This window comes from Bifidobacterium apis, from assembly GCF_036986835.1.
Lineage (GTDB): Bacteria > Actinomycetota > Actinomycetes > Actinomycetales > Bifidobacteriaceae > Bombiscardovia > Bombiscardovia apis_A.
In genome coordinates, this window is the sequence record NZ_BTXD01000003.1 from 60,237 (window position 1) to 84,726 (window position 24,490).

20 protein-coding genes are annotated in these 24,490 nt (G+C 54.1%); 5 read left to right on the top strand and 15 right to left on the bottom strand.

Features of this window, described 5'->3' with window-relative positions; translation table 11 throughout:
- The first annotated feature begins 137 nt into the window (after window positions 1–137).
- Both AACP62_RS07225 and AACP62_RS07230 read left to right on the top strand, forming a co-directional pair.
- Window positions 138–923 carry an ArnT family glycosyltransferase gene (locus AACP62_RS07225; protein WP_339347408.1) on the top strand — a complete coding sequence of 262 codons (786 nt, stop codon included), beginning with the start codon at window positions 138–140 and terminating at the stop codon, window positions 921–923.
- A gap of 108 nt (window positions 924–1,031) precedes the next feature.
- On the top strand, window positions 1,032–2,336 hold the full coding sequence (locus tag AACP62_RS07230) for a mannosyltransferase YkcB-related protein (RefSeq protein ID WP_339347410.1): 1,305 nt from the start codon (window positions 1,032–1,034) through the stop codon (window positions 2,334–2,336).
- Between the two features lie 634 nt (window positions 2,337–2,970).
- Here the strand turns inward: AACP62_RS07230 and AACP62_RS07235 are convergent.
- The 8 genes from AACP62_RS07235 to AACP62_RS07270 all read right to left on the bottom strand — a co-directional run bounded on the left by AACP62_RS07235 (window position 2,971) and on the right by AACP62_RS07270 (window position 12,161).
- Window positions 2,971–3,666: a hypothetical protein gene (locus tag AACP62_RS07235; protein ID WP_339347411.1), complete on the bottom strand. Its 696-nt coding sequence runs from the start codon at window positions 3,664–3,666 to the stop codon at window positions 2,971–2,973.
- On the bottom strand, window positions 3,667–5,103 hold the full coding sequence (locus AACP62_RS07240) for an AAA family ATPase (RefSeq protein ID WP_339347412.1): 1,437 nt from the start codon (window positions 5,101–5,103) through the stop codon (window positions 3,667–3,669). It lies immediately after the preceding gene.
- A 986-nt stretch (window positions 5,104–6,089) separates the two neighbouring features.
- Entirely contained in the window at window positions 6,090–6,623 is a 534-nt protein-coding gene (locus AACP62_RS07245) for a ClbS/DfsB family four-helix bundle protein (RefSeq protein WP_339347414.1), read from the bottom strand.
- Between the two features lie 316 nt (window positions 6,624–6,939).
- Window positions 6,940–8,325: an ABC transporter permease family protein gene (locus AACP62_RS07250; RefSeq protein WP_198177810.1), complete on the bottom strand. Its 1,386-nt coding sequence runs from the start codon at window positions 8,323–8,325 to the stop codon at window positions 6,940–6,942.
- Between the two features lie 32 nt (window positions 8,326–8,357).
- On the bottom strand, window positions 8,358–9,116 hold the full coding sequence (locus AACP62_RS07255; protein ID WP_339347416.1) for an ABC transporter ATP-binding protein: 759 nt from the start codon (window positions 9,114–9,116) through the stop codon (window positions 8,358–8,360).
- 288 nt (window positions 9,117–9,404) lie between these two features.
- Window positions 9,405–10,445, bottom strand: a complete 1,041-nt coding sequence (locus tag AACP62_RS07260) for a zinc-dependent alcohol dehydrogenase family protein (RefSeq protein WP_198219864.1) — start codon at window positions 10,443–10,445, stop codon at window positions 9,405–9,407.
- A gap of 326 nt (window positions 10,446–10,771) precedes the next feature.
- Window positions 10,772–11,341, bottom strand: a complete 570-nt coding sequence (locus AACP62_RS07265) for an endonuclease III domain-containing protein (RefSeq protein ID WP_339347419.1) — start codon at window positions 11,339–11,341, stop codon at window positions 10,772–10,774.
- Between the two features lie 172 nt (window positions 11,342–11,513).
- Window positions 11,514–12,161, bottom strand: coding sequence for an HAD family hydrolase (locus AACP62_RS07270; RefSeq protein WP_198219995.1), 648 nt, complete (start codon window positions 12,159–12,161; stop codon window positions 11,514–11,516).
- Between the two features lie 311 nt (window positions 12,162–12,472).
- Here AACP62_RS07270 and AACP62_RS07275 point away from each other — a divergent pair, with 311 nt between their 5' ends.
- Together AACP62_RS07275 and AACP62_RS07280 are read left to right on the top strand one after the other, a co-directional pair.
- The gene (locus tag AACP62_RS07275) at window positions 12,473–12,811 is read left to right on the top strand and encodes a metalloregulator ArsR/SmtB family transcription factor (protein WP_198219866.1); all 339 of its coding nucleotides are present in this window, start codon (window positions 12,473–12,475) and stop codon (window positions 12,809–12,811) included.
- Between the two features lie 10 nt (window positions 12,812–12,821).
- Entirely contained in the window at window positions 12,822–13,550 is a 729-nt protein-coding gene (locus tag AACP62_RS07280; protein WP_339347421.1) for an SdpI family protein, read from the top strand.
- 202 nt (window positions 13,551–13,752) lie between these two features.
- On the opposite strand, the gene AACP62_RS07285 is transcribed toward AACP62_RS07280, so the two are convergent.
- The 4 genes from AACP62_RS07285 to AACP62_RS07300 all read right to left on the bottom strand — a co-directional run bounded on the left by AACP62_RS07285 (window position 13,753) and on the right by AACP62_RS07300 (window position 19,393).
- Window positions 13,753–15,105, bottom strand: coding sequence for an ApeA N-terminal domain 1-containing protein (locus AACP62_RS07285; protein ID WP_339347422.1), 1,353 nt, complete (start codon window positions 15,103–15,105; stop codon window positions 13,753–13,755).
- A 674-nt stretch (window positions 15,106–15,779) separates the two neighbouring features.
- Window positions 15,780–16,256 carry a GNAT family N-acetyltransferase gene (locus AACP62_RS07290; RefSeq protein WP_339347423.1) on the bottom strand — a complete coding sequence of 159 codons (477 nt, stop codon included), beginning with the start codon at window positions 16,254–16,256 and terminating at the stop codon, window positions 15,780–15,782.
- A gap of 258 nt (window positions 16,257–16,514) precedes the next feature.
- A complete protein-coding gene (der, locus tag AACP62_RS07295; RefSeq protein WP_339347424.1) occupies window positions 16,515–18,623 on the bottom strand; it encodes a bifunctional cytidylate kinase/GTPase Der in 2,109 nt (702 codons plus the stop codon).
- Window positions 18,620–19,393 (bottom strand): pseudouridine synthase, encoded by a 774-nt coding sequence (locus tag AACP62_RS07300; protein ID WP_045935361.1) that lies wholly within the window; start codon window positions 19,391–19,393, stop codon window positions 18,620–18,622. Before AACP62_RS07300 ends, der begins: the two co-directional genes overlap by 4 nt.
- A 170-nt stretch (window positions 19,394–19,563) precedes the next feature.
- On the opposite strand from AACP62_RS07300, the gene AACP62_RS07305 reads away from it, so the two are divergent.
- The gene (locus AACP62_RS07305) at window positions 19,564–20,850 is read left to right on the top strand and encodes an MIP/aquaporin family protein (protein WP_339347426.1); all 1,287 of its coding nucleotides are present in this window, start codon (window positions 19,564–19,566) and stop codon (window positions 20,848–20,850) included.
- A gap of 31 nt (window positions 20,851–20,881) precedes the next feature.
- Here the strand turns inward: AACP62_RS07305 and AACP62_RS07310 are convergent, their stop codons facing one another.
- The 3 genes from AACP62_RS07310 to purH all read right to left on the bottom strand — a co-directional run bounded on the left by AACP62_RS07310 (window position 20,882) and on the right by purH (window position 24,467).
- Entirely contained in the window at window positions 20,882–21,229 is a 348-nt protein-coding gene (locus tag AACP62_RS07310) for a DUF3017 domain-containing protein (RefSeq protein ID WP_154313476.1), read from the bottom strand.
- 132 nt (window positions 21,230–21,361) lie between these two features.
- On the bottom strand, window positions 21,362–22,735 hold the full coding sequence (locus AACP62_RS07315) for an NAD-dependent succinate-semialdehyde dehydrogenase (RefSeq protein WP_339347429.1): 1,374 nt from the start codon (window positions 22,733–22,735) through the stop codon (window positions 21,362–21,364).
- Between the two features lie 130 nt (window positions 22,736–22,865).
- Window positions 22,866–24,467, bottom strand: coding sequence for a bifunctional phosphoribosylaminoimidazolecarboxamide formyltransferase/IMP cyclohydrolase (gene purH / locus AACP62_RS07320; RefSeq protein ID WP_339347431.1), 1,602 nt, complete (start codon window positions 24,465–24,467; stop codon window positions 22,866–22,868).
- Between the last annotated feature and the right edge of the window lie 23 nt (window positions 24,468–24,490).

The following is a 24,490-nucleotide window of genomic DNA, read 5'->3' on the forward strand; positions in this document are numbered from 1 at the left end:
TGGCTTCTAACAGCAGCTATGGCTTCTCCCCGCATTCACAGACTTTCAATCCGCCACGATCAACAAGCGTAGACACAGTCGCTGAGGAGCACACCTCCCGCGCGTGTATTCTGCCCCGACGGACTTGTGGAGACTGGGTGGCACTGGGAGCCATGCTGCTTGCGGCCTGTGCAATATTCTTCATCAACCTTACGGCCTCCGGATATGCCAACGAGTTTTATTCGGCTGCGGCCCAGGCAGGCTCGGTCAGCTGGAAGGCCTTTCTCTGGGGGTCCCTGGACTCGGGGAACGCCATCACCGTGGACAAGTCGCCGGCAGCCCTTTGGCTGATGGCGCTTTCCGTGCGCATCCTTGGTCTGAATTCCTTTGCCATCCTCCTGCCGGAAGCGCTGATGGGGGTTGCGACCACCTACCTGCTCTATGCCACCGTGCGTAGGTACTGGGGAAACTGGGCGGGCATCGTCACCGGTTTCATCTTCATGCTCACTCCGGTAGCCGCGCTCATGTTCCGCTTCAACAACCCCGATGCCTTGCTGGTGTTATTGATGACCGGTGCTGCTAACGTGCTCCTCAGATCCCTGGAGTATGCCAACCATCCTTCTGGCAATCGAAAGCGCACATGGTGGATGGTCCTGGCCGGTGCTCTGATTGGATTCGGCTTCCTTACCAAGCAACTGCAGGCGCTGCTTGTACTGCCTGGCTTTGCCCTGGCTTTTCTTCTGGCATCGACAACAGGCATGGTTCGTCGCATCCTGGATTCACTGGCCGCCATTAGTTCCATGATCGTCGCCGCTGGCTGGTGGGTACTGCTGACGGTCATCGTGCCAGCCAGCGACAGACCTTATATAGGCGGCTCCCAGCGCAACTCCTTCCTTGAGCTCACCTTTGGCTACAACGGTTTTGGACGCTTGACCGGCAGCTAAGAAGGATCCGTCATACCCGGCCACGGCCGTGAAGGTGGCGGCGGCAAGTGGGGCCAGACTGGCCTCAATCGCCTGTTCAGCGGCGAGTTCGGTACGCAGATTTCCTGGTTGGCTCCTTTGGCTTTCGCAGGCATTGTCATCAGCTTGCTGGTTATCGGCAGGGCCGTTCGCACTGACGTGCGCAGGGCCAGTGTCATTGCGTTCGGAGGTTGGCTGACCGTCACCTGGCTCGTTTTCAGCTTCATGGCCGGCATTTTCCACCAGTATTACACCGTGGCTCTGGCTCCTGCCCTGGCTGCGATGGTGGCAATGGGCGCATTCAGTCTGTGGATCGCCCGGGACAAGCTCTGGGCCAGGATCGTCACGCCGATTCTTATCGTTTTCACGGCCTTCTGGGATTTCAGCCTGGCTGGTCGCTCCCAGTGGCTTCCCTGGCTCAAGTGGGCCATTCTCATAATTGGTCTCATGGGCGCCCTCGGTTTTGCCCTGGCTGGACTCTTGCAAATACGACAACTCGCTCTTGTAGCCCTCATTGTCTCAGTCATAGGGCTTATGGCTGGCCCTGCTGCATGGACGCTGTACACCGTATCCCAAGGACACATGGGATCAATCGTCCTGGCCGGACCCGGCCTGACTTCAGGGAATATGGGTGGCGGCCCCGGTGGTATGCCCGGAGGTGCTTCTGATGGCGGTCAGCCCGGTAATGGTCAGCCTGGCGGTGGCCAGGCAGGCGGCATGGCACCCGGCAATATGCAACAGCAAGGTATGCCTGGTGGTGACGGCGGTCTCACGGGTTCATATTTAATGAGCCAAGACCCGATGAATCAGCAGGGTCAGTCACGCCAGCAGGGCCAGATGCCTGGCGGCAGTTCGAATAGTCAGCAGGCTCCTAGCATGGGTTCTCAAGGACCAGGTCCAATGGTCCAGGATTCCTCGGGGTCACAAGGGGAATCCAGCCCTTCGGATGCGCCCTCCATGCGTTCACAGCGCAGAAGCCAATCTGGATTCCAGGGTGGACCAGAAGGAAGAAGGATGAAAGGAGGAAGTCTGCATGGTGGAAGCCGGTCCAGTTCCAAGATCGTCGCCAAACTGGAAAAGTCATCCGACTCCTATCGCTGGGCCGCTGCCACGACAGGATCCCAGCAGGCGGCGGGCTATCAGCTGGCTTCTCAAAAGCCGGTCATGGCCATTGGCGGGTTCAATGGTTCCGACCCCTACCCCAGCTTGGAACAGTTCAAGCAGTACGTGAAGGATGGGCAGATTCATTACTACATAGCTGGTGAGATGGGCGGCCATCAGATGGGGGGTTCAGACACTGCCACGCAAATCTCACAGTGGGTGGCCAAGCATTACACCGCAACCACGGTTGATGGCGTCACTGTGTATGATCTGCCCCAGCAGAAGGCCAGCTGAGCGGGGGGGGGGGAGAAGATCTTGTCTTCGAGTTACTTCCCGGTTTGCGTAACCAGAGAAAGGCGAGGCGAGCCAATAATTTCTAAGCTATAGTTCGCGAGTAGTAGCCTCTATTGTGTGGCGAAAAAGTGCAAAGCAATGAGTGGGCCTATAATCCCTTAACTGCTGACTTTATATTATTTAGAACATATGCACATTATGTGTCTACATATTTATGTCTGATTGCTGTAAAGCTATCTATTTCACATGTCAACAACTAACAGAGTACAATTACACGACCTAGTGCGAAGAGCTGACTTTCCAAAAGTCCAGTTATAAATAGGCACTATCGATTGTATTTATGTCAATTGGGACAATCGTGCTTATGTAACTGACTAATTGTTGGCTTTCACAATGCATCATTACTATTGAACAACCTAGTTTTACATGTCGAAATGTACATTCTGAGGTTAGGGTAAGTCAGCTATACGCTGGAAAGTTGGAATGGCATAAATCCAAATTTCGATTTGCAAATGAACGACATCCTTAATTGCCATTATAATTAGATAAGTTAATCTAATTAACGACACGCGCTAACTAATATTGCATGTTTAAAATTCTGAATAATTTTGCTAGTCTAAAAGACTAGCAAAATCTAAGGATTGGGGAAGAGTTTATCAAATGCTGTTTCAGAAAGTACTTTTACCGAACTGAACAACACACCTTCTAATTCCTTGAGTGTATGTAATTCGCGTCGATTAGAACCTCTTACCGCATTGCTCATCTGCTTAAAATGGTTGTGCTTGCTATGCCCAATATTGGTATTTTTTGTGTTATAGCATAATTGATTGTCTCTAGCATTAAGAACAAGCAAGCCTTGTACTTTAGCTGCACACTCTTTAAACTCTAGTCCACAATCAGTGATCAACATAATTAGAGACTCTGTAAATTTGCGATATATCCAAAGTTCGTAATTTCTGTCTGATTCGCTCTCTTGCATTTCATAAACAAAATGACATTCTTCACTGTTTTTATTCTTCTCAGGATGGCCGACCTTATCATATTTAAACTCTACGAGAATAATATTGTCATTGAAATTGTCCAATATTATAGCGTCTACACTGCACAGACATTTTGATATCTTCTTATTCGAAGAATTAACATACGTTAGTTGATGTTTCTGAGCGAAATTAGATGCAAAATTATCAAAATCACAAGCCAGCTTTGGGCTATTAACTAGTGGTTGGCCTTGCCCACCGTTAATACCTTGTATCCTACTAATATCTTTACAGCTCTTTTGATATTGACTAAGATGTCCAGACATCCGAGCACACAGATTTTGACCACTCATCTATTTCGCTTCGTTCATTTTAGCGTCAAGTATTTCAAGTTCGTCAAATGGCTTTGCCATATCATCTAGTAGTGTGTCCATTATTTCGTCGTCTGCCTCAATAAAGTCCACAGCATGCCCTTCAACTTCAAGAGGCATATATGTGTGGAATTGTTCTTGAATTTGTGCTTGTCTTGAATAAACTTGAAGTGCCTGAATAAAATATGGACTATGCGTTGTTACGAGGACTTTGGTATGGAGCGAATGTGCAATTTCGGACAGAGCCCACGCATATATTAGCTGCCATTCAGGGTGTAAGTGAATTTCTGGCTCGTCAAGAACCAAAAAAGTGTTGTCATCCAAAGATCCTGAACGCACGATTTCCTTTAGTAATTCAATTGCTTGAACACCCACAGATACGTTTGATAAACTAATTTTTTGAGGCATCCAAGCTTCTTGTAGTGTCTGGCGCCCGAACCTATCTGTTTTTATCTCGCTGCCATGCGCTTTTTCGAGGCTATCTATTATTATCTGACATTTTTTGTTATATTCTTTCTCTTGTGCAGCTGAGCGCACTTTCGGTTTGGCGTTCATTTGTTCATGTAAAGCAGCTGCAAAATTTGTTGCTTTGTTTCTGCTATTGAAAAAACGCGGAGGCAAACGACGTGGACTCATTGAAATCATATGGAGTAAATCCGGATCATCAATAAATAATACGACTGGTTGTACAGAAGAGCCTACCTCGGTAGAGCATTCGTTTTTCTTAAAGTTTGCAGCAATTAGAGGTTTTTTTTGCTCGCTACTATCAGTATCGATTAAAGATACAGATGCTGAATTGTTCTTGTTATCTAAGTAAGAGATGTATTGATTTCCAAAAAGCTGATTAAAACTTCGCAAGGTAAAAGTTGCGCGTAGTGATTCTTCGCTATCATTCAACAAGTCTGCACTTGTTTCGCGGAACTCTATAGCTGGTTCTATATCACTCGCTAGAATACTGAGAGCCCGACGAAAACTTGATGATGTATATACTTCCCTGTCAGGATCCATGTCCTCTTCTGCCTGAGATGGTTGAGGTGAGTGGTCAGTCATGACTTCTGATTGAAGCCATTCCTTTATGTCGCTTGATTGGACCTTGTCCTCTTCTTCTACAGAAAAAAAATGCTCACTCAATTTCTTGGCGATAATGTCTAAATCTTCATAATTCATGCGGACTCGAGTTCTTGCCCCGTTTACAGATGAACCACTTGTAAACATACATTCCTCTGCGGCCTGCATGATACCTTGTCGGTTCCTTGACATTACTTTGGAATGAAAATTATGTTGGGAATTCACCAATGCGAATAGTGATTCGCCAATTGTACTCTTTCCTTTGTTGTTTCGCCCAGCAATTACGGTAAGGCCATCAAGCTTAATGCTTGCATGACGAATTCTTCCGATGTGGTCTACTGTAAACTGCATTCTATCTTCCAATCCTGGTGTTGCTAATATGCTATAGCGAAAGCGCGCTAACACATAGTTTTTGTCTAATACTTGATCAGCAAAACGGACTTCGTCATTCCTTGATAAATTAAAAGCAGATCAGGATAAAAAAGAAAAATCAAGAAACTGAAAATTTAAACCCCTTATGGACAAGTCACTATCAGTTTTTCTCATGAAGACATTTATCTTATGAAGGTGCATTCGTTTCATTATCTTAATTTCTAGTCGTTTGTCCTTCCTCCCTCAGCTGTTTATAGTCCGTGCTAGTAATATTACAGACCATACATTTTATAATAGCACCTATCTATAACTTTCGTATGCATAAATTCAGATATGAGATGATATGAACTTTATGCATACTTAAATAATGGAAAATAATTGCTCTTCATGTGGTTGCCAAGGTTTAACAAACGTAAATACAGTCTATGTGAGGTGCATATATTTTTGTTTTCTATTCGCCTTTCAATTCATTACTATGCTCTATAAATAAAATGCCGGTCTATTGATGAAACGTCATGGCGATCAATCAACAGATGCTTCAACTTCTAAGAATAAGCGCACGCTTTTCCGACTTTTCAATCAGCGAGTATTATTTTGGAGCAGTATCTGTGATGTATCCGAGGCGGTATCTTATCACTTATCCTTCGAGCTTCTTGTTGTAGTCAACTGTTATAAAGCGATTCGACTAAACATTGTTTAATCTGATACTTGTGAGCCATTTAAACTCAATTTATATCAAGTTTATCTAACCTAAAGTAAGTCCTTGATTATCTCTTTTATAGAGAATGGTGATTAAAAAACTGTCTTTCAGATATATGACTACATCGTAAAAGGGGAGGTAGGAAAAATATCTTAATTCAACATCTTGTTGTAATAATTCTGATTGATAAGTGATTTGAACCATACTGTAGTTAATTCTTTTTTTTTTAATGCTTGCTGTGAATGACAACATTACTTTTTGACCCTTATTTACGCCCTTTCAAGTACTTCCCTATCTTCTTTAGGGCCCAGTCGTAGTGGCTGGAGGTCGAAGAGATGAAGGCAGAGCCCAAGGTAGAGTTTCCGGTCCATGGGAGGGCGCCCTTGGTGAACAGCTGCTCGTCGGTGAAGGATTGTGCCAGGGCCATGACCTTCTTATGGGATTCAATGAACAGGTTCAAGGCCTGATCGTAGGTGGTGTCATCATGCTTGTCTCGCAGCTTCACATTCATCTCGCCGTAATTGCGCCAGTTGTAGCCCTCGGGAAGAAAGTCGTGGGTCCTGCCCTCCTGGTTGTCCTCCACCCAGTTCAACAGCAGCTGATGCCACTCGTAGAGATGGACGAGCACGTCCTTGATGTTCCTGTCGCGTGCCCAATGGGCCCCCTTCTCCTTGCTCAGGTCGAAGGAAAAGCGGCCATTGCGTTCTTCAGGTGTCAGCGGCTCAAGCAGCGCCATGATTTTGTCGAAGCCATCATCAGCCGCCTTGATGAATTCTTCCTTGGTGGTCGGTCGCGCCATGACGGTCCTCCATTTGTCTGTTGTTGACAAGATTTGACTGGTCCATCGTCACCTGTCTCGGTTTGTCATCGACTGTACCCTATATGAGCCTTACAAATGCTCGCGAGTAGGAAATCGTCGCATACTCCTGTGTTTACCTGTATTGGTGGAAAGCCATCAAGTGCCCACAGTCGCATCTACCCACCAATTAAATTCATTAAGCCGAGCGCTGCATATACCGACTTAATTTATTTAACAAGAGACCTGAAGGAATGACAGAGGTCGGCAGGCTTGCTGTGGCTCAAATATGTGCCCGGCTGTATGCAGCGAGGCTTTATTACTCGCCGATGGCATGCGATATGACGCTGACAGAGTTCTCGAATCTGGTGGTCAGAGCTTGGATTCCTGTGGCTGCGGCACCAAGCAGGGATACGATGAGCACCACTACGATCCATGCGCCCCATTGCACGCTCATCTGTGCTTTGCCCATGAAGCGTGAGAGCATGAAAGTCAGGGATGAGGTGCAGAGCAATGTGATGACCAGGGAGAACAGTGTGCTGGTAATCATAGTGATGATGCCGTCAAGCGCGCCCAATACTCTGAGCTGGCCGATTCCAGCACCTGATACGTAGGTCAGCGCCAGATCAAGTCCTCTGCCTTTGGAAGTGATCAAGGTGCCTGCAATTGCACCTGTTATCGCGATGATTATTGGCGGTCCAGTGAGCGCCAAGAGACTCGCAAACATGTCTGTGGTCGCCGGAACGCTGCCTGGTGTGTGGGGAAAAGCGACTAGCAAGGTGGTGATCATTGTGCTCAACCCTCCGCTGACGGTCATCAGCAATGATAGACCCGCAGTCATCGGGATTATCGTCGCTCCCTGGCGCTGTATGCTGCCGACAGCCTGTTGGCCTGCCAGCCTCCAGGTTCTGGATGGCAACGCTACAATACGCGTCCATATCGCCGTGAAGCCGGGCAGGAGATATGGCGCGAAAGCTGCCAGCGAAAATATCAGGAGGAACATGCCGCCCATGGCGAAGGCGAGAAATACCGTCATCCGATCTGGAGCGGCAGCGCTGCTCATCTGACTGGCACGAGGGTTAGTTGCAAGTGCAAAAGCTGGAATCAGCAACATGCAGCCAGCACCAATCAAGCATACGATTCCCAGGAGGAAGCGGAAGACGCCTATCCGCTTTGGAGGGTCCTGGGATTGCCTGAGGGCTTCCATTGGTCGTATTTTCGAGAGCGAACGGATAGTCAACAAGGTGCTTATGAAGATGGGCGCAGCGCTGAAAGCGAGGCCTTTGCCTAGCGAATCGAACAGGTGGCTGCCGGCATAGGTCAAATGCAAATCAAATGGATTTGTCACCATGGCGAAGGTCAAGGGCGTAATCACCGGCAGCAAAAGGCAGGTGGCTGCAATGGACAGGATGAATAATCCCATGACTATCAGCAGATTCCAGGCCAGCAGTTGCCAAGGCAGAGCGCCTTGCAAAACCATGAGCGCCAGTTGATGCCGGCGTTGATTCAGTGCTGAATTCATGACCCATAGCAGCACAGCTATGGTGATGATCACGCTGAATGCCAAGGCGGGACCAGTGTATGTGGATCCAAGTACCTGCTCCGGGCCCTGATAGTCCTGATCAATGATCGTGGCGATCGCGATGAGGGAGCAGATGACAGTCTGGGATACGACCATGGCCAGCAAGACGGCGCTCCAGACCATGGGCGCTGCTTTGAGTTCGGACAGAGCGCCTCTCATGCCATGGGCGCTTTCGCAGAGAATGACTGGCTGATACGGCCATCGCGCACGGCAAAAAGCCGATCGCACTGGCCTGCCACCTCATTGTTATGCGTCACCAGTACGATGGTTTTCTTTTCGTGGTTGGCAAGTTCCTTAAGCACCGATATGACCTTTTCTCCGGATTCCTGATCCAGGGCGCCAGTTGGCTCGTCCGCGAATACCACGTCTGCGTCGGATAACAGGACGCGGGCCAGGGCAACACGTTGCTGCTCGCCGCCTGACAGTAGGGTGACGCTTTTCTTTTTCTGATCGATCAAACCAAAGTACTTCAAGAGGGAATCCGCCGTCTTTCTGGGAAAGCGGGATCCGCGAAGGGTGAATGGCAGAGCCAGATTCTGTTCGACTGTCATGCTGGTGATCAGGTTGTAGGACTGGAATACGAAGCCTAGATGCTGGCGTCTGAACTTGGTCATGGCCGATATCCCCAGACGGGTTATGTCCTTGCCCAGCAGAAGCACAGTGCCGCTAGTGGCCTTCTCCAGCCCAGCCAGGCAGTACAGCAGCGTCGATTTGCCGCTGCCTGACGGCCCTATGATGCCGGTCATCTCCCCCGGATACGCAGTGAATGCTATGTCATTGAGAATGGTCAGTGAATCGCCGCGGCGCGGGGAGACCACCATGGACAGCCCCGTAGCTTCAATCGTTGGTGTCGGGCCTCTGCTTTCGCTTACGTTGGGGTTATTCATAGTTGCATCTTTCCCTTGGATGATCATCGACGACCTTCCAGACCAAAGTATCTACGCTCAGTAATGCTGATTCGCCTCGCAGATGTCATGTGCCCTCGTTCGTCGCTTGACCCTGTATGACGGTCATCCTTGTCGTCATCAGTCACTTCCATTAATATCAGCGAAAGAAGGGATGAAATACCCTGATTTACCCTGAATTATCCCTGACTGGGCCCTGATTTTTTCGAAATAACGGACATGTTCGAGCAGCTATGCTTACGCGCCGCCACTGGCAAAGTCAGTAGCGGTGGGGATCAGCTGATTATTATCGCAGCCTCATTCGCTAATAAGCACTAGGGATTTGATGGCGGTGCGCTGGTCCATGGCCTCATAGGCTTCCTGGATGTGATCCAAGGCAAAGCGCTGGGTGAAGACCTTGCCTGGCTGGATGCTGCCCTTGAGCACCTGGTCAAGCAGCAGATGCCTGTCATATGTGGTGACCGCGGCCGTGCCTCCTCGCAGCCCAACATTGCTCCAGAACAGCTTAGAGGTGTCCATGGTGGCCTGCTGTGGCACACCCACCCTGCCGACTACTGCGCCGGGCCGGGCCACCCTGATCGAGGTGTCGGTGGACAGTTCGGTGCCCACGCATTCCAGGACGGCATCGGCTCCGGCTCCGTCGGTGAGGGCCATGACCTGCTCCACAGCAGCGTCTCCGCGTTCAGCCACAATGTCAGTGGCCCCGAATTCACGCGCCAGCTTCTGGCGGTCCTCATGCCGGCTCATGGCGATGATGCGTTCGGCCCCACGCAGCTTGGCTGCTATGACTCCGCACAGACCCACCGCCCCATCGCCCATGACCACGACCGTGTCGCCCGCCTTGGCCTGGGCGGTGGCGGCTGCATGATAACCGGTGGCCATCACGTCGGAGAGGGTCAGCAGAGAGTCGAGCATGTCGTTGTCGTAGTCCTCGGGCTGGCCTGGAATCCGCACCAAGGCCCAGTCCGCGTTGGTGAATCGCAGATACTCACTCTGGTAGCCGCCGCTCCCCCGCCTGTCCGGATCAAGGCAGTCACCGTCGAAGCCGGCCCTGCAGGCCGCGCAGTGCCCGCAGCCATGGGTGAAGGGCGCGATGACGAAGTCGCCTGGCTTGACGTGGGTGACTTTGGAGCCCACCTTCTCGACCACTCCGATGGCTTCGTGCCCTACATAACTGCCTGAGGGCATTGAGGAAATTCCCCGGTACCACCACAGGTCGGATCCGCACACGCAGGCCCGGACGACCCGAATCACGGCATCTTTGGGCTTTTCGATGGTCGGCATCGGCGCTTCCTCCAGCTCGATGCGGCCCGGCTTTACAAACTTTGCTGCTTTCATGCTTCTGCTCCCCATTCTTCACCACCTGGCGTATTCGCCTGCCAAGTACGCGGATGAAACATAGTCTACGGAGTTCAATCCGCTTGAAGTCAAGTCAAAGCTTCCTTGTGCGCGATTCACAGAGGTGCGGACAAGATTGTTACACGGGAATACGGTCATAAGATTCAGACATATATCGGTGCTTTATAGGGGTGCCATATAGGAGTTGTGACGGGTAGGGGTGAAGGGTAGAGGAGGCGTCTTGAGGTATTGTCTCGTCAAATGCCTGGTGACGGATTGTTTGCAACCCTGCATGCACCTCATAGTTCAAGCCGCATCGATTCGACTCACTGGGAAGCGCTTTCAGGGCCGCCAAGTTCCTTAAGAAAGGCGGCATAGGCCTGTGGATTGCGATGGTTTTTACCCGCTTGGACGATCAACCCATGGTATTCGCGTAGATCGTTGAGCGCCCATTGATCGACCTTGATAAAATCCGCCTCGTACTCTTCGCCCTCCTGGTATGACCGCAAGGAGGCCCACCCCAGACCGTCCAGCAAACGGCGTGCATAGGCATCCCAGACGAAACAAGGCTGGCCGAAGGCATAGAGTCGTATGACATCCGCAGTCTCGCGCCCGACCCCGGCAATGGTGAGCAGGTCGTCACGCAGGCCTTTATCCGCGCAGTCCTCCACATCGGCCGTGCGAATGCCATGGGCCAGCAGCCACTGAGCAAGGGCCTTGCAGGTGCGCGCCTTGGCCTTCATGAAGCCGCTGGACCTGATCAATGCCGTCAAAGTCGTCAGGTCGACCTCGGCCATATTGCAGGGGTTGAGCAAATCGGCCTTGCGCAGCTGCTCGATGGACATGGCCGCGTTCCCCCAGGCTGTATGCTGGACCAGCACCGCTCCGATCATCATCTCGAAGTCGGTCTCTGCCGGCCACCAATTCTGCAATCCCAGGCGAGCGAGCAAACGTGAATACAGCCACTTTGAGCAACCGGCATTTATCCTGCCTGAATTGCCCATAACGCCTCCATAAAGTTCCTGCCGTTTTCATGGTAACAGCTGGCTCCTGTAGGTGCGGAGCGAGTCAGAGAATGGCAGGCGCCTGGGCGAAGTCAGTGATAGCGCCATCGGCCTCGGAGCGAATGGAATCCCAATCCTTGGCCGAGGACTTGTCGTACATGGCCCAGACCTTCATTCCAGCGCGCTTGGCCGAATCGACGGCGACCAGAAGATCCTCGAACACTGTGCAGTGGTCAGGCGCAACGCCCAGCATCCGTGAAGCCAGCAGGTAGATTTCCGGCTCCTCCTTACCGATGCTTTTGGCGTCATCCACGCTGCAGACCTGGTCGAAACTCTCGGTCATGCCTGCGTGTTTCAGAGCAGCCTGTCGCAGGCGCGGAGGGAGGCTGGTCGCCACAGCCAGAGCGGCGCCGCTGGCCCTCAGAGCTCGCAGGTAATCGAGTGCATGCGGCTTGGGCTGCACGGCCGTGGCGTAGAGCAGGAGCGCGTCCTGGTTCCACTCCTCCACCAAGTCCTCTGGGCGCTCGTCAAGGTGGAAGCGGTCAATGGTGTATCTGGCGATAGCACCGGTCTGCATGGAGGCCACTGCAGAGGCGTAATCGTCTGGCATGGGGATGTTGCGGCGAGCGAAGAAACGTTGGTCGATTTGCTTCCAGACTCCCATGGAATCCAGAAGTGTGCCGTCGAGATCGAAGATGGCGGCCTTGCCAATATTGACTTTTGTTCCATTTTCGCTCACGCCGCAAGTTCTCCTATTCGTCGAAGTTATTCATAGTAGCATGACCTCAGTTCACGTCCGGACCGGCGGCCTGGAGCCAAAGCACTGTCCAATCGGCCTTGGCTTCAAAAAAGTAGGTATGTTCAACAGTTTAATGTTGCTGCACAATGCATCAATCCCGGCGCTTGTCAAATATTTTGCGCTCAGTGAGTGAAAAGCGCATAAAAGTTGAAGAAAATATACAATATTGATTGAAACAATGTTAGCATGCAAATACTAGAGAAAATCATCGAAAAAGGAGTCTTATGGCTATTCAAGAAACAACAGCGGCTCTGGCTGATCCCCTGCGTCGTCGTGTGATGGATCTTTTGGAGCAGGGCGGCATGGAGGCTGGACGCCTGGCCGAAAAGCTGGGAATGACGCCATCCAAGCTGTCCTATCATCTGCGGAAATTGAAAGAAGCAGACCTGATTGTCGGCCACAAGCAGGGCACCAGGGTCATCTACGAACTCAATCTGAGTGTGCTGGACAGCACTATTCAGTGGCTCTACCGCCTGCGGACCAGCACCAGTGACAAGAGAAGTGTATCTGAGCCGCGGACTGTGAGCAAGGAAACTGGTTCGACGTCAGTTTCCGAGTCCTAAGGAGACTCTCATGGCGGATGGCGGCAAAGCGGGTCGGTTCGTCCCGACCCTTGTCGCGGCTCAGTGGTTGCCGGGGATGATCATGCTGGGCGTAAGCCGCATAGTGGTCAATCGTCTGCCGAATGAAAACGTCCCGCTTCATTGGAATGCACAGAACCAGTTGGACCGCTGGGGCTCTCCCCAGGAGCTGATTTGGATGCCCTGTCTCTGTCTTGTCATTGCGTTGATTTGGACCATCCTCATGCTCGTCCTGCGCGCATATTTGATTAAACGTGGTGATGAAGCGGGGCATACCTTGACCGTTTTTCTGCTTGGTGGTCTATGCATGCAGATTATTTTCGCGGTTTTAGATCTGTTCGAATTAGCTGTTGCTGATCCTCATTGGGGATGGTGGCCGACGGATTTCGGCATTGATAAGGTCGCTATGCTATTGACTGGTCTGACTCTCATAGTCATCGGCAATCTTGCTCCTAAAACCAGACCCAATGGCATCAGCGGTTTTCGGGTGCCAGGTGCCTACTCCAGCCGCGAGGCTTGGCGCCGTTGTCAGCAGTTCGGCGGGGTGCTCTTCATGATTCTGGGCGTGGTCATGATTCTGGCTGCCCTGGCTTATAGCGGAGTCAGGCTCTACTGGATCTGTGGAACCGCTCTGGCAATCGTCCTTGTACTCATATGTGCCTATGGTTCATACGCTGGCAGAAAGTATGCCGGGCAGGGCGGACCCGTGTACCACCGCTAGTGCTTATATGCAATGAGTGGTTTGAAGGAGACTGCAAATAACAGATCTGCATATACGTAATGGGGACTATCTGAATCTTTTGGAAGGATTTGGAGGTCCCCTAAATACAATAAATGTCCAGAAACACAGTTCTCACCACAAGGATTTGTGGACAAGACCGTATGGTCAAGAAGGCAGAGTTAGATATAGATTCGTTTGATGCTCATTCCTGCTCTTCGTTCTCATCCCAAAGTAATTTATATCCACCTCGCATGTGATCCAGTTCCGCGCGACTCTTTAAAAAATCTTTATCAATACCAAGGTTGAGTGCTATCCAACATCTAAATGTGAGAACTGCTCTTTGCCAGGAATTAAGACACACTATTATGTCAGGTCTCTTCCTGTTTGCGTGTTTTATCCCGTTGTAGGCCGAGGTAGTTTGCTGTATCCAGTCGTTAACATCAAAAGGAAGGATATCTTCTAGATTTTCAGTTATTAGCTTTAATCTGTCTTTAAAACTACATTTATTGGCTTCTTTTTTGTTCTTGCCACCGGCTTTTAGCAGATAATAACCTAAGGCCTCTAGACCAGAACCTGCTTCTAGTAACTTAACTTCAGGTGTGGCTTTGTCTATTGTAAATGAAGCTACGATTGGATCAATTGCTCGCGGTATTTGATCGTATAATGAAAGCCATTTTTGTATGCTATCCTTTTTCAAACTTTCATAAGGAATCAAGCCTCGATGGTACTTTGGTCTATGGTGTTCCTGAATCCTCCTAGTGATTGGCAACCACTCTTCATTAGCGATTCTGTTGTTTGCGGTAATTACAGGTTTGGGCGAGCGAAGAATTAAGGATTCAGTTATATCTCGATTTTCACCATATGAAATACTAAGCAAATCCTGGATTGCTTTGTGCAAATGTTCTGCACTCTGCCAAGTGAGAGGTTTGGATGATCTGGTTTCTACATACACCTTGTCGTTTACGGTATAGGTGCCGTCTTTAGACGAGACTGTCCAATCAAAGTGAATGTAAACGAGAGGATCATCTTCAAGTCGTACATCATCAGGACTTTCAATGTTAAGCGTTTCAGATACGTATCGAAAATCTTTGTCGTGTGTACTTGTTCTTTCAATACTGCTTTTACTAATCCATCGCCGCAAACCTTCAATCGAGGTTCGCAATCCATATATTTGTTGATATTTGGTATGCAGCTTCGCTCCCATAACAGCACGATTTGCTATTATCGTGCCCCTACCTGCGCTGTATAGTCCTATTCTCTGAGACATATCTGCTTTACGGCAATCCAACAAAGCAATACTGCCGTTAACATCGTAAAACCACAGATTCCGAGGCACTTCATAGAGGTATTGACTCCTATCTGGGTCGTCCGAATACTGCTCACTTCCAGACCATAGACGAGAAATAGCATCCTCTCCTGGCCACGATATGGTGATCTCTATGCCAGCTTCGGTGACGCGTATTGGCACTTGCATTGTGGGGAATAGGCGGTTGTCGCTGACGAGAGTTCCCGTTCTAATTACCCCAGGTAGAAGAACATTGTCATCATGTGCCATTCTTCATTGCTCACAATCTCAATAGTTGATAATCAGTAATGGATATTATCCATACTATAAATAATTTGCCGGAAGGATACAGTTTTAATCCCTTGCTTATAGTGGTACGTGGCAAAGTGAAGCAGAAAAGGAACTAGTGCTTTCGTAAAGTTCCAAACGTTGTGCGTAAAGATTGGATTTCTTTTTGCCTACGGTTCGTATGCAGGCAGAAAGTATACCGATCAGGGAGGTTCCGTCTACGCCCGCTAGTTCTTGTATATAATACGTGAGCTAAAAGAGACTGTAAGGAGAGATCAGAGTACAAGTAAGAACTTCCTGAATTCGTTGGAGGAATTTGAAGCGGACTTAGAACAAATCAAGTACCCGGCAACACGGTCCTTCAGCAGCATCATTCCCGAGTCAAGCTGCAACAGTCTGGACGGGCATCTGCTCTCACCCTAGAAACTGTAATAACAGACAACGCACAAACCATGTTTTCCATGGAAACAAGGATGAAAGCTAGTGCACTTCTTTGGGGAATTTTTTGGGATGTAAGAACATCACCGATATCCTTCTCATCTATTTAAAGCGAATAATGACTAGCTACACGCCCTACAATCACCCGCATAGTCACCCGCTTGAACTTGCATAGCTGTCCAGTCAGTTTAGATCCCAGGGAAGTTCTTGCTTTCTCATCAACGATTCACGGTTTTGCTTAGATTAATGAATTCATATACGCCATCGTTTGATTTCTGCAGTTTAGAACCATCTGTTTTAAATCCTGCTCTCTGGTAAACTTTAATTGCACGTTTATTGAAGCTAGCTACAGATAGAACTACTATTCTGTAATTGAAATTATTCTGTATAAATGCTTCAATCTCTGTAATGAAATTTAATCCCAGCCCTCGTCCAGTCAAGTCCGGTCTCAATCCTAAACCAACTTCTACTTTTTCCTCTGATAGCCTTTCCAAGCAAAAATAACCAACCAGTTCATCTTGATCATCCACAACTTGGTAATACTTATCTCCACGCAACTTCGGAGTAATTATCTCTTCAAGATCCTCTGGATCATTCTCCATATTATAAAAACTATACATATCGTTGTAATGCCATTCTCTGGCTATCTGGTCTGCATTTGCCTGAGTTAATAACGCTATTTTTTCAAACTCCATATTTTTTCCTTACTCAATATACAGACTCGATATACAGACTCGGAATTTATATTGGTAATAATGGTACAAAGACCTCGTTTAAGTGACCCCACAGTCAATCAATAAAACCCGAACTTTGGGAAAGACACGGATACTGTCAGACAAGTTTGCATTGCGAGGCTACTGGAGTGAGATGGTCGAGGTGCTGCGCCCAATCTGCAGGGGTATGTAAAGGTCCCTAGGCTGACTTAAGAGCCGGGCTAGGGACCTTCTCCATCCTTATTTGCGCTTCTTCTTCTCGCGGATATGCACGGAGATCTGGATGGGGGTGCCCTCGAAGCCGAACTCTTCGCGCAGACAGCGTTCCAGATAGCGGCGGTAGCCATGCTCCAGGAAGCCGGTGGCGAAGATCACGAAACGCGGCGGTCTGGTGGAGGCTTGGGTAGCGAAGAGAATTCTTGGTTGCTTGCCGCCCCGCAGCGGATGCGGGTGCGCAGCCTGAACCTTGCCCAGGAAGGAGTTGAGCTTGCCGGTCGGTATGCGCTTGTCCCATGATTCCAGAGCGGTGCGCATGGCCCTGGCCAGCCGGTTGGTGTGCCAGCCGGTCTTGGCGGAAAGGTTGACCCGCTCGGCCCAGGTGACCCGGTCGAACTCGGTCTGCCAGAGCCGCTCAAGACGCTGACGGCCGAAGTCGTCCAACAGATCCCACTTGTTGAAGACCAGGACGATGGCCCGGCCCGCATCCACAGCCTGGCTCATGACCTTCAAGTCCTGGTCGGCGATGGGCTGGGAGGCATCGAAGAGGATCAACGCCAGTTCCGAGCGTTCGATGGCCGCCTGGGTGCGCAGGCTGGAGTAGTATTCGGCACCCGAGATCTTGTGCAGGCGGCGCTTGATGCCGGCGGTGTCGATGAAGAGCCAGTCCTCGCCGTCCACCTGGACCACCTCGTCGACCGGGTCTCTGGTGGTGCCGGCCACATCGTGGACCACGGCCCGCTCCTCGTGGGCCAGCTGGTTGAGCAGGGAGGACTTGCCTACGTTGGGCCGGCCGACCAGGGCCACCCGGCGCAGCCCCTCCGGGGTGAGGAATCCCGAGGTCTTCTCGGCCTTGCCGAGCTCTTCCAGCGCGGCGTCCAGCAGGTCACCTATCCCCCGGCCGTGCATGGCGGAGATGGCATAGGGTTCGCCCAGTCCCAGCTTCCAGAATTCGGAGGCGGTGTAGTCGGCCATCCGGTCGTCCAGCTTGTTGACAGCCAGGACGACCGGCTTGCCGGCGGCCCGCAGCATGGTGACGATCCGCTCGTCGCTGGCGGTCAGCCCCACCTGGCCATCCACGACCAGAATGACGGCATCCGCCAGTGATACGGCGACCTGCGCCTGGGAAGCGATGGCGGATTCGATGCCCTCCACGTCGCTCTCCCAGCCGCCGGTGTCCACCAGCTTGAACTGGGTGCCGGCCCACTCGGCCTCGTAGCTGACCCGGTCGCGGGTCACGCCAGGGGTGTCCTCGACCACGGCGGCACGGCGGCCGAGAATCCTGTTGACCAGGGTGGACTTGCCCACGTTGGGCCTTCCCACCACGGCCAGCACGCCTACAGCCTTGGGGCCCTGGTCCTGGTCATCCTGGTTCTCGGAGCCGCCCTCCAGCAGGGCACGGTCCTCCTCGTCCAGCTCATAGTCGTCCAGGTTCCGGGCGTACTCGTCGTAGGATTCCTCCTCCATGGCCGAGGAGACCAGATCGATCAGGACCTTCAGGGTCTGCTCGAAGGTCAGATCGGAGTTGTCCACGGTGGTCACCCCGTCGGCGGCGCTCATGAAGGAGGTGACCTTGGAATCCCGGGCATCCCGGGCGGCCAGATCCTCGGCGCCGGCCGACCCGGACTGGGCCTGGCCGCTGCGACGGGCCTGACGGACCTCCTCACGGGCTGTCAGCAGCACACGGACCTGGGCATCCGGGGCCACCACTGTGGTGATGTCACGTCCTTCGGCCACAACGCCCCGCTCCTGGTCAGCCATGATGGCCCGCTGGGCGGCGATGAGGACATGGCGCACGGCCGGAATCGAAGAGACCACGGAAACATGCTCGGAGACCTTGGTGGAACGTATCTCTTCATCCACGTCACGGTCGTCAAGGCTGACAGTAGGATGCTCGGGGTCCAGTCCCATGACCAGGTGGCCGCCGGTGATGGAATCGGCCACGGCTTCGGTGATGGCCCCCTGGTCGGGCTGGTCCGCGTCCAGGTCCAGCCCGCGGTCCATGCACCAGAGGGTGACCGCCCGGTACATGGCGCCTGTGTCCAGGTAGGCCAGTCCGAAATGCTTGGCCAGGGCCCGCGAGGTGGAGGACTTGCCCACTCCCGCAGGGCCATCGATGGCGACGGTGATCACAGTCCGACCTCCTTATCCAGGGCCTTGATCTCGGTGGCGGAGAGCACCCGGTAGGAGCCCGGACGGATCTCGCCCAGCCGGATGGGGCCGATCTGGGTGCGCACCAGCCTGGTCACCGGGTAGCCGATGGCGCCGAAAATGCGCCGGACTATCCGGTTCTTGCCCGAATGCAGGACCACCTTGACGATGGTGTGCTCGCGATTGTGGTCGATGATGGCGCAATGGTCCAGCCGGATGAGGCCGTCGTCCAGCTCCACACCCTGGGTGACCAGCCGTCGGCAGACGTTGCCGCCAATGTGGCCGCTGAGCGTGGCGATGTAGGTCTTCTCCACCTCGTAACGCGGGTGCATGACGTGCTGGGCCAGCTCCCCGTCGTCGGTCATGAGGATGAGGCCCTCGGAGTCATAGTCCAGCCTGCCCATGTGGAAGACGCGCTCGTAGCGGTCCCCGATGATGTCGCGCAGGGTGAACCGGCCTTTGGGGTCGTCCATGGTCGAGAGGACCTTGCGGGGCTTGTTCAGGGCCAGGGTGACGTGCTTGTCGTTCAGATGGATGCGGGATCCATCCACGCGGATCTGCTGATGGGAGGGGTCCACCCGGCTGCCCAGGGTGGTAACCAGCTTGCCGTCGACCTCGACCCTGCCCTGGGTGATGATTTGTTCACATTTGCGACGAGAGCCGAATCCGGCCTGGGCCAGCACCTTCTGGAGGCGGATGCCTTCCTCCCCCTGTTCGCGCGCTCTTATCGCCTGTGTGTATGGATGTGGCATCGTTCTCCCAACGTGGCCTGATAGATATGTAACGGATACCGTTCCGGACGACCGCAGCCGCCGAAAGGTCATATCATACTATATCGGAGCCTAGGGAAGTGTTGTTGGCTTGCCCTAAGCTTGAAACTGTTATTGCTCATTGTCGTCGAAGGGATTGCAAGGTGGGGAACATGACTATGGAAGCAAGTGCTGAGCCGGTCCTCGAACAGGCCGACGGGCAGGTTGCCGCAAAGCCCGTCCGCAGGCGGATCAGACCTCGTGATGTTCGTTGGATTCGTGCGGCCGCAGAGTTGGCGGGAACCTTCCTGATCTGCGCGGTCATCTACCTGTCCTACAGCTTCGGCCAGCTGGTCATGGGCCAGCCCACCGTGATGCTGCCGGTCTTGGGTACCGCTCTGACCTACCTGGTCGTGACGGCCATGCTGGGAGGTGTCTCCGGCGGACACTTCAACCCCGCCGTGACCGTGGCTGCCATGTTCACCTCGCAGATCAGCATGGTGGACGGATTGATCTACATCGTCGCCCAGGTGATCGGCGCTATTGGCGCCGGTGCACTCGCAGTCGCCCTTATCCCGGTCAGCAAATCTGTGCCGGACAGGACCTGGCTCATGTTCTCGGTCAACGGTTTTTCAGGCGGATCACCCGCTGCAGCCACCCTGGGCCAGCAGCACATCGCCTTCGGGGCGCCCATGGCCATCGTGGTTGAGCTGATCGGCTGCATGATCGTGGTGGCTGCGGCCATCACCACCCTGCGCTCCGACGGCCGCGCCCGTCGCAACCATGCTCTCTATACCGGGCTGGCCTACGGCGTCGGCGTGCTGGTCACTTATCCCATCACCTGCTCGGGACTGAATCCTGCTCGCTCCACCGGCATCGCCATCTTCGCCCAGTCCAAGCACATGGCCGTCAGCCCGATCTCACAGCTCTGGCTCTTCTGGATCTGCCCCCTGTTGGCTGCATCCCTGGTGGCCCTGGTCATCATCGTGACCAGCATCATCACCGACAACATGGCCATGCATGCCATGGGTATCGCCACTGACGCCCAGCCGGTTGCACAGGCACAAACACACACTGACGCCTTCGCTGCTACAGGTGTCCAGGCTCAGACGGGCGCCGAAGCACAGGCTGACGCATTTGCTGCTGCGGGTGCGCAGACCCAGGATCAATCCGCCCAGGCCAATCCTGCTCCGGTTCAAAACACTGCCGCTGATGCAGCAGATGCTGCAGACACGGTCGCCCCCGCAGACACCACGGCTCAGGCTGTCGATTTATCGGCTCTATCAGATACTGATGCAGGGCAGGATGCCGATGCCGGTAAGCAGGCTGATGGTGGCCAGGATGAGGTTGCCCCAGTCGATGCAGGGACCATTCCCGATCTGCAGGTCGAGCCCCTTCACACCGCTTCCGAAAACGAAGAAGGTGACGAGGAACCCAAAGACAAGCCTACCGAAGGCTGAACTTAGCGAGGACTGAAAAGCCTGAGAGGGGTCACAGCAGCAGCTGAATGCTGAAGTAGGTGACCAGGAGGCCGATGCCCAGGGCGATGCTGATGAAGGCGTCGAAGGGCACCGACCGCACCTTCCAGGGGCTGCGATCCTTGAGAATCAGCCGCAGGGCGCCGCAAACCAGGGCCGCGATGGACACCAGTCCAGTCGCGGCCCATGTGTATCCACAGAAGGCCACGAGCGCGGCGACCAGCACCACCGTAAAAATGATCCCCTCGCATACAGGACGGCCTTCCTGGGCCTCAGAGACGAAGGGATGACCCCGGCCTGATGTCTTGGGCGGCTGCGGGGGCTTGAGGTCCGGGTTCTCGGCCTTATCTGCGTCTGTCATGCTCACCTGCCTCTGCACTTGCTCTGCAGGTTCGAGCCTACCAGCGCTGCAGACGCAAAGCGACCGTGCCGCCATCGCCCTTGGACGATGATGGCACGGTCACTGTTCCAACAAGGAGCCAGAGCTGTCCGATCAGTTCTTGTGCTGGAAGATCAGATGCTCGTTGGCGAAGGTGTCAAAGCCCAGGCTGTAGAGCTCGCGGCCATAGCCGGAGTTCTTGATGCCTCCGAAAGGCAGCTCTGGCATGGTCACCCAACCGCCGTTGATGAAGGTCATGCCGGTCTCGATGCGACGGGCCAGGGCATCCGCATGCTCGGTATCCGAGGAGAAGACCACACCGCCCAGGCCATAGCTGGAGTCGTTGGCCAGCTCGATGGCCTCATCCTCGTTGGCCACCCTGTAGATGGAGGCCACAGGGCCGAACATCTCCTGGTTGTAGACGGGGTTGTTACGGTCGATGTCCGTCAGAACCGTCGGGGTGAAGAAGGCCCCCGGCGAATCATAGGGCTTGTTGCCGTAGGCGACTTTGGCTCCACCGGCCACGGCCTTTTCGACCTGCTTGGCCAGGTTGTCGCGGGCGGAGACCATACACATGGGGGCCAGCGTGGTTTCGGGGTTGCTGGGATCGCCCAGAACCGCGTGTGAGAAGGCATCGACGATGAGTGAGACGAAGTCGTCGTAGTGCTTCTCCGTGACGATGAAGCGCTTGGAGGAGGTGCAGACCTGACCGGCGTTCATCAGCCTGGCACTTGGGGCCACCTTCTTGAGCAGATCCCAGTCAGCGTCATCCAGGACGATGAAGACATCGTTGCCGCCCAGTTCCATGGAGGACTTCTTCAGGTTGGCTCCGGCCGACTTGGCCACCGAGGCGCCGCCGCGCTCCGACCCGGTCAGGGCCACGCCAGAGACGCGGGGATCGGCGATGGCACGGTCCACCTGGTCATAGTTGACGAAGAGGTTGGTCAGGCTGCCCTCGGGGGCTCCTGCTTCCTTCACGGTCTGTTCGAAGGCCACAGCCGAACCCGGCACGTTGGAGGCGTGCTTGAGGATCATGGGGTTGCCCAGAATGAAGTTGGGGGCGAACACGCGCATGATCTGGTAGTAGGGGAAGTTCCAGGGCTCAACCATGAACACGATACCGGTGGCCTGCTTGACGTAGTAGGCCTTGCCGGCGGGGTTGTCCAGGGGGACGGGAGCCAGCAGCTCTTCGGCGTGGTCGGCGAAGTAGTCGGCGATGTCTGCGCACAGCTCCACCTCGGCGCGGGCCTCACCCACCAGCTTGCCCATGTCCAGGGTCAGGTTGGCAGCCAGGGCATCCTCGTTCTGGCGGAAGAGCTTGGCAACCTGGCGCAGTTGTGCGGGACGGTCTCCGGGGCCCTCCTGCTTGCGCCAGGTCTTGTAGAGGTCATGACCGCGGGCCAGGGCATTCTCCAGGTCTTCGTCGGTGGCATCCGGATAGGTCTTGATCAATTGGTTGTTAAAGGGATTGACTGTCTGATAGGTCACAATATCTCCTTCGAATTATGGTTCCCAGTCAGCATCATCGCTGGTCAGTTAATTCAGCATATCACCGCATTGGGCCCCACGGTCAAGGAATTTGTCGCAAGGCGACATCCGACCGCGGGGTCCGGTTTCATCAGTGGAAGAAGTGGCGGGTTCCGGTCAGATACATGGTCAGATCGGCGTCCTGGGCGGCCTTGATCACCTCGGGATCACGGATGGATCCTCCCGGCTGCACCACGGCCCTGATGCCGGCCTGGATCAGATACTCCAGACCGTCTGCGAAGGGGAAGAAGGCGTCGGATGCGGCCACCGAGCCCTTGGCGCGGTTGCGGCCCTCGTCCAGGGTGTTGGCCCGCTCCACGGCCAAATGGCTGGAGTCCACCCTGTTGACCTGGCCCATGCCGATGCCCACAGTGGCTCCCTGGTTGGCCAGGAGCACCGCGTTGGACTTGACCGAGCGGATGGCCCGCCAGGCGAAGGTCAGATCATCCATGGTCGCCTGGTCGGCAGGGTTGCCGGAGACCAGACGCCAGGTGGAGGGATTGTCTCCCGGGGCGTCGATCAGGTCGGGCGTCTGCACCAGGGCTCCCCCGTCGATTTGACGAATGACCGGACGCTGACGCGGGCGGCGTTGCACAGACAGGATGCGCAGGTTCTTCTTGGTCCGCAGCAGATCCAGGGCCTCGGGCTCATAGCCCGGCGCCACGATCACCTCGGTGAAGACCGGCTTGATCTGTTGGGCCATGGTCAGGGTGACCGTGCGGTTGGCGGCGATGACCCCGCCATAGGCGCTCATGGGGTCGCAGGCGTGGGCGCGGCGATGGGCCTGGGCGATGTCCTCCCCCACGGCCAGACCGCAGGGGTTGGAGTGCTTGACCACGGCCACTGCGGGCAGGTCGGGGAAGTCCCAGACCGAGCGCCAGGCGGCATCCGCATCCACATAATTGTTGTAGCTCATCTCCTTGGCCCCGCCCAGGTGCTCTGCCGCAGCGAAGCCGTCCCGGTCCAGCGGGTCCAGGTAGAGGGCGGCTTTCTGGTGGGGGTTCTCCCCGTAGCGCAGCTGGCTGGCCAGACGCCAGGTGCGGGTCAGCGCCTGTGCTGGTTTCTGATCCTCTGCCTTGTCCTGCTTGTCGTCGACCCATGTGCGTGCGGTCCATTCGGCGATGGCCGCGTCATAGGAGGCGGTCAGGGCGAAGGCTTTAGCAGCCAGACGTCCGCGCTCGGCCAGGCTGAAACCGGTGCCGGAGGCGATGCGCTCGGCGGCCAGGGCATAGTCGTCCGGGTCGGTGATCACAGCCACGCTGGCATGGTTCTTGGCGGCGGCCCGGATCATGGCGGGTCCGCCGATGTCGATGCGCTCCAGGCACTGGTCCGCGTCGGCGCCCTCGAGGACGGTCTGCTCGAAGGGGTAGAGGTTGACCACCACCAGGTCGAAGGGGGTTATGCCCAGGTCTTTGAGTTGCCGGACATGGTCGGGGTTGGTCATGTCGGCCAGCAGCCCGGCGTGGATGTGCGGATCCAGGGTTTTGACCCGGCCATCCAGGCTTTCGGGAAAGCCGGTGACCTTTTCCACCGGAGTGACCTTAACGCCCAGATCCTGCAGCTTCTTTGCGGTGCTGCCGGTGGAGACGACCTCGGTGCCTGCCTGGCGGAAGGCCGATGCCAGGGCCTCAAGACCCTGCTTGTGGTAGACCGAGACCAGTGCTCGGTTGATGGTTCGATTCGTGGTGACCATGGAAACTCCTACTCCTATGCTTG

Bases quoted from the DNA above. Each gene is read 5' to 3' on its own strand.
- AACP62_RS07235 (WP_339347411.1), bottom strand. From the start codon at position 3,666: ATGAGTGGTCAAAATCTGTGTGCTCGGATGTCTGGACATCTTAGTCAA.
- AACP62_RS07240 (WP_339347412.1), bottom strand. From the start codon at position 5,103: ATGCAGTTTACAGTAGACCACATCGGAAGAATTCGTCATGCAAGCATT.
- AACP62_RS07245 (WP_339347414.1), bottom strand. From the start codon at position 6,623: ATGGCGCGACCGACCACCAAGGAAGAATTCATCAAGGCGGCTGATGAT.
- AACP62_RS07250 (WP_198177810.1), bottom strand. From the start codon at position 8,325: ATGGTCTGGAGCGCCGTCTTGCTGGCCATGGTCGTATCCCAGACTGTC.
- AACP62_RS07255 (WP_339347416.1), bottom strand. From the start codon at position 9,116: ATGATCATCCAAGGGAAAGATGCAACTATGAATAACCCCAACGTAAGC.
- AACP62_RS07260 (WP_198219864.1), bottom strand. From the start codon at position 10,445: ATGAAAGCAGCAAAGTTTGTAAAGCCGGGCCGCATCGAGCTGGAGGAA.
- AACP62_RS07265 (WP_339347419.1), bottom strand. From the start codon at position 11,341: ATGATGATCGGAGCGGTGCTGGTCCAGCATACAGCCTGGGGGAACGCG.
- AACP62_RS07275 (WP_198219866.1), top strand. From the start codon at position 12,473: ATGGCTATTCAAGAAACAACAGCGGCTCTGGCTGATCCCCTGCGTCGT.
- AACP62_RS07280 (WP_339347421.1), top strand. From the start codon at position 12,822: ATGGCGGATGGCGGCAAAGCGGGTCGGTTCGTCCCGACCCTTGTCGCG.
- AACP62_RS07285 (WP_339347422.1), bottom strand. From the start codon at position 15,105: ATGGCACATGATGACAATGTTCTTCTACCTGGGGTAATTAGAACGGGA.
- AACP62_RS07290 (WP_339347423.1), bottom strand. From the start codon at position 16,256: ATGGAGTTTGAAAAAATAGCGTTATTAACTCAGGCAAATGCAGACCAG.
- AACP62_RS07300 (WP_045935361.1), bottom strand. From the start codon at position 19,393: ATGCCACATCCATACACACAGGCGATAAGAGCGCGCGAACAGGGGGAG.
- AACP62_RS07305 (WP_339347426.1), top strand. From the start codon at position 19,564: ATGACTATGGAAGCAAGTGCTGAGCCGGTCCTCGAACAGGCCGACGGG.
- AACP62_RS07310 (WP_154313476.1), bottom strand. From the start codon at position 21,229: ATGACAGACGCAGATAAGGCCGAGAACCCGGACCTCAAGCCCCCGCAG.
- purH (WP_339347431.1), bottom strand. From the start codon at position 24,467: ATGGTCACCACGAATCGAACCATCAACCGAGCACTGGTCTCGGTCTAC.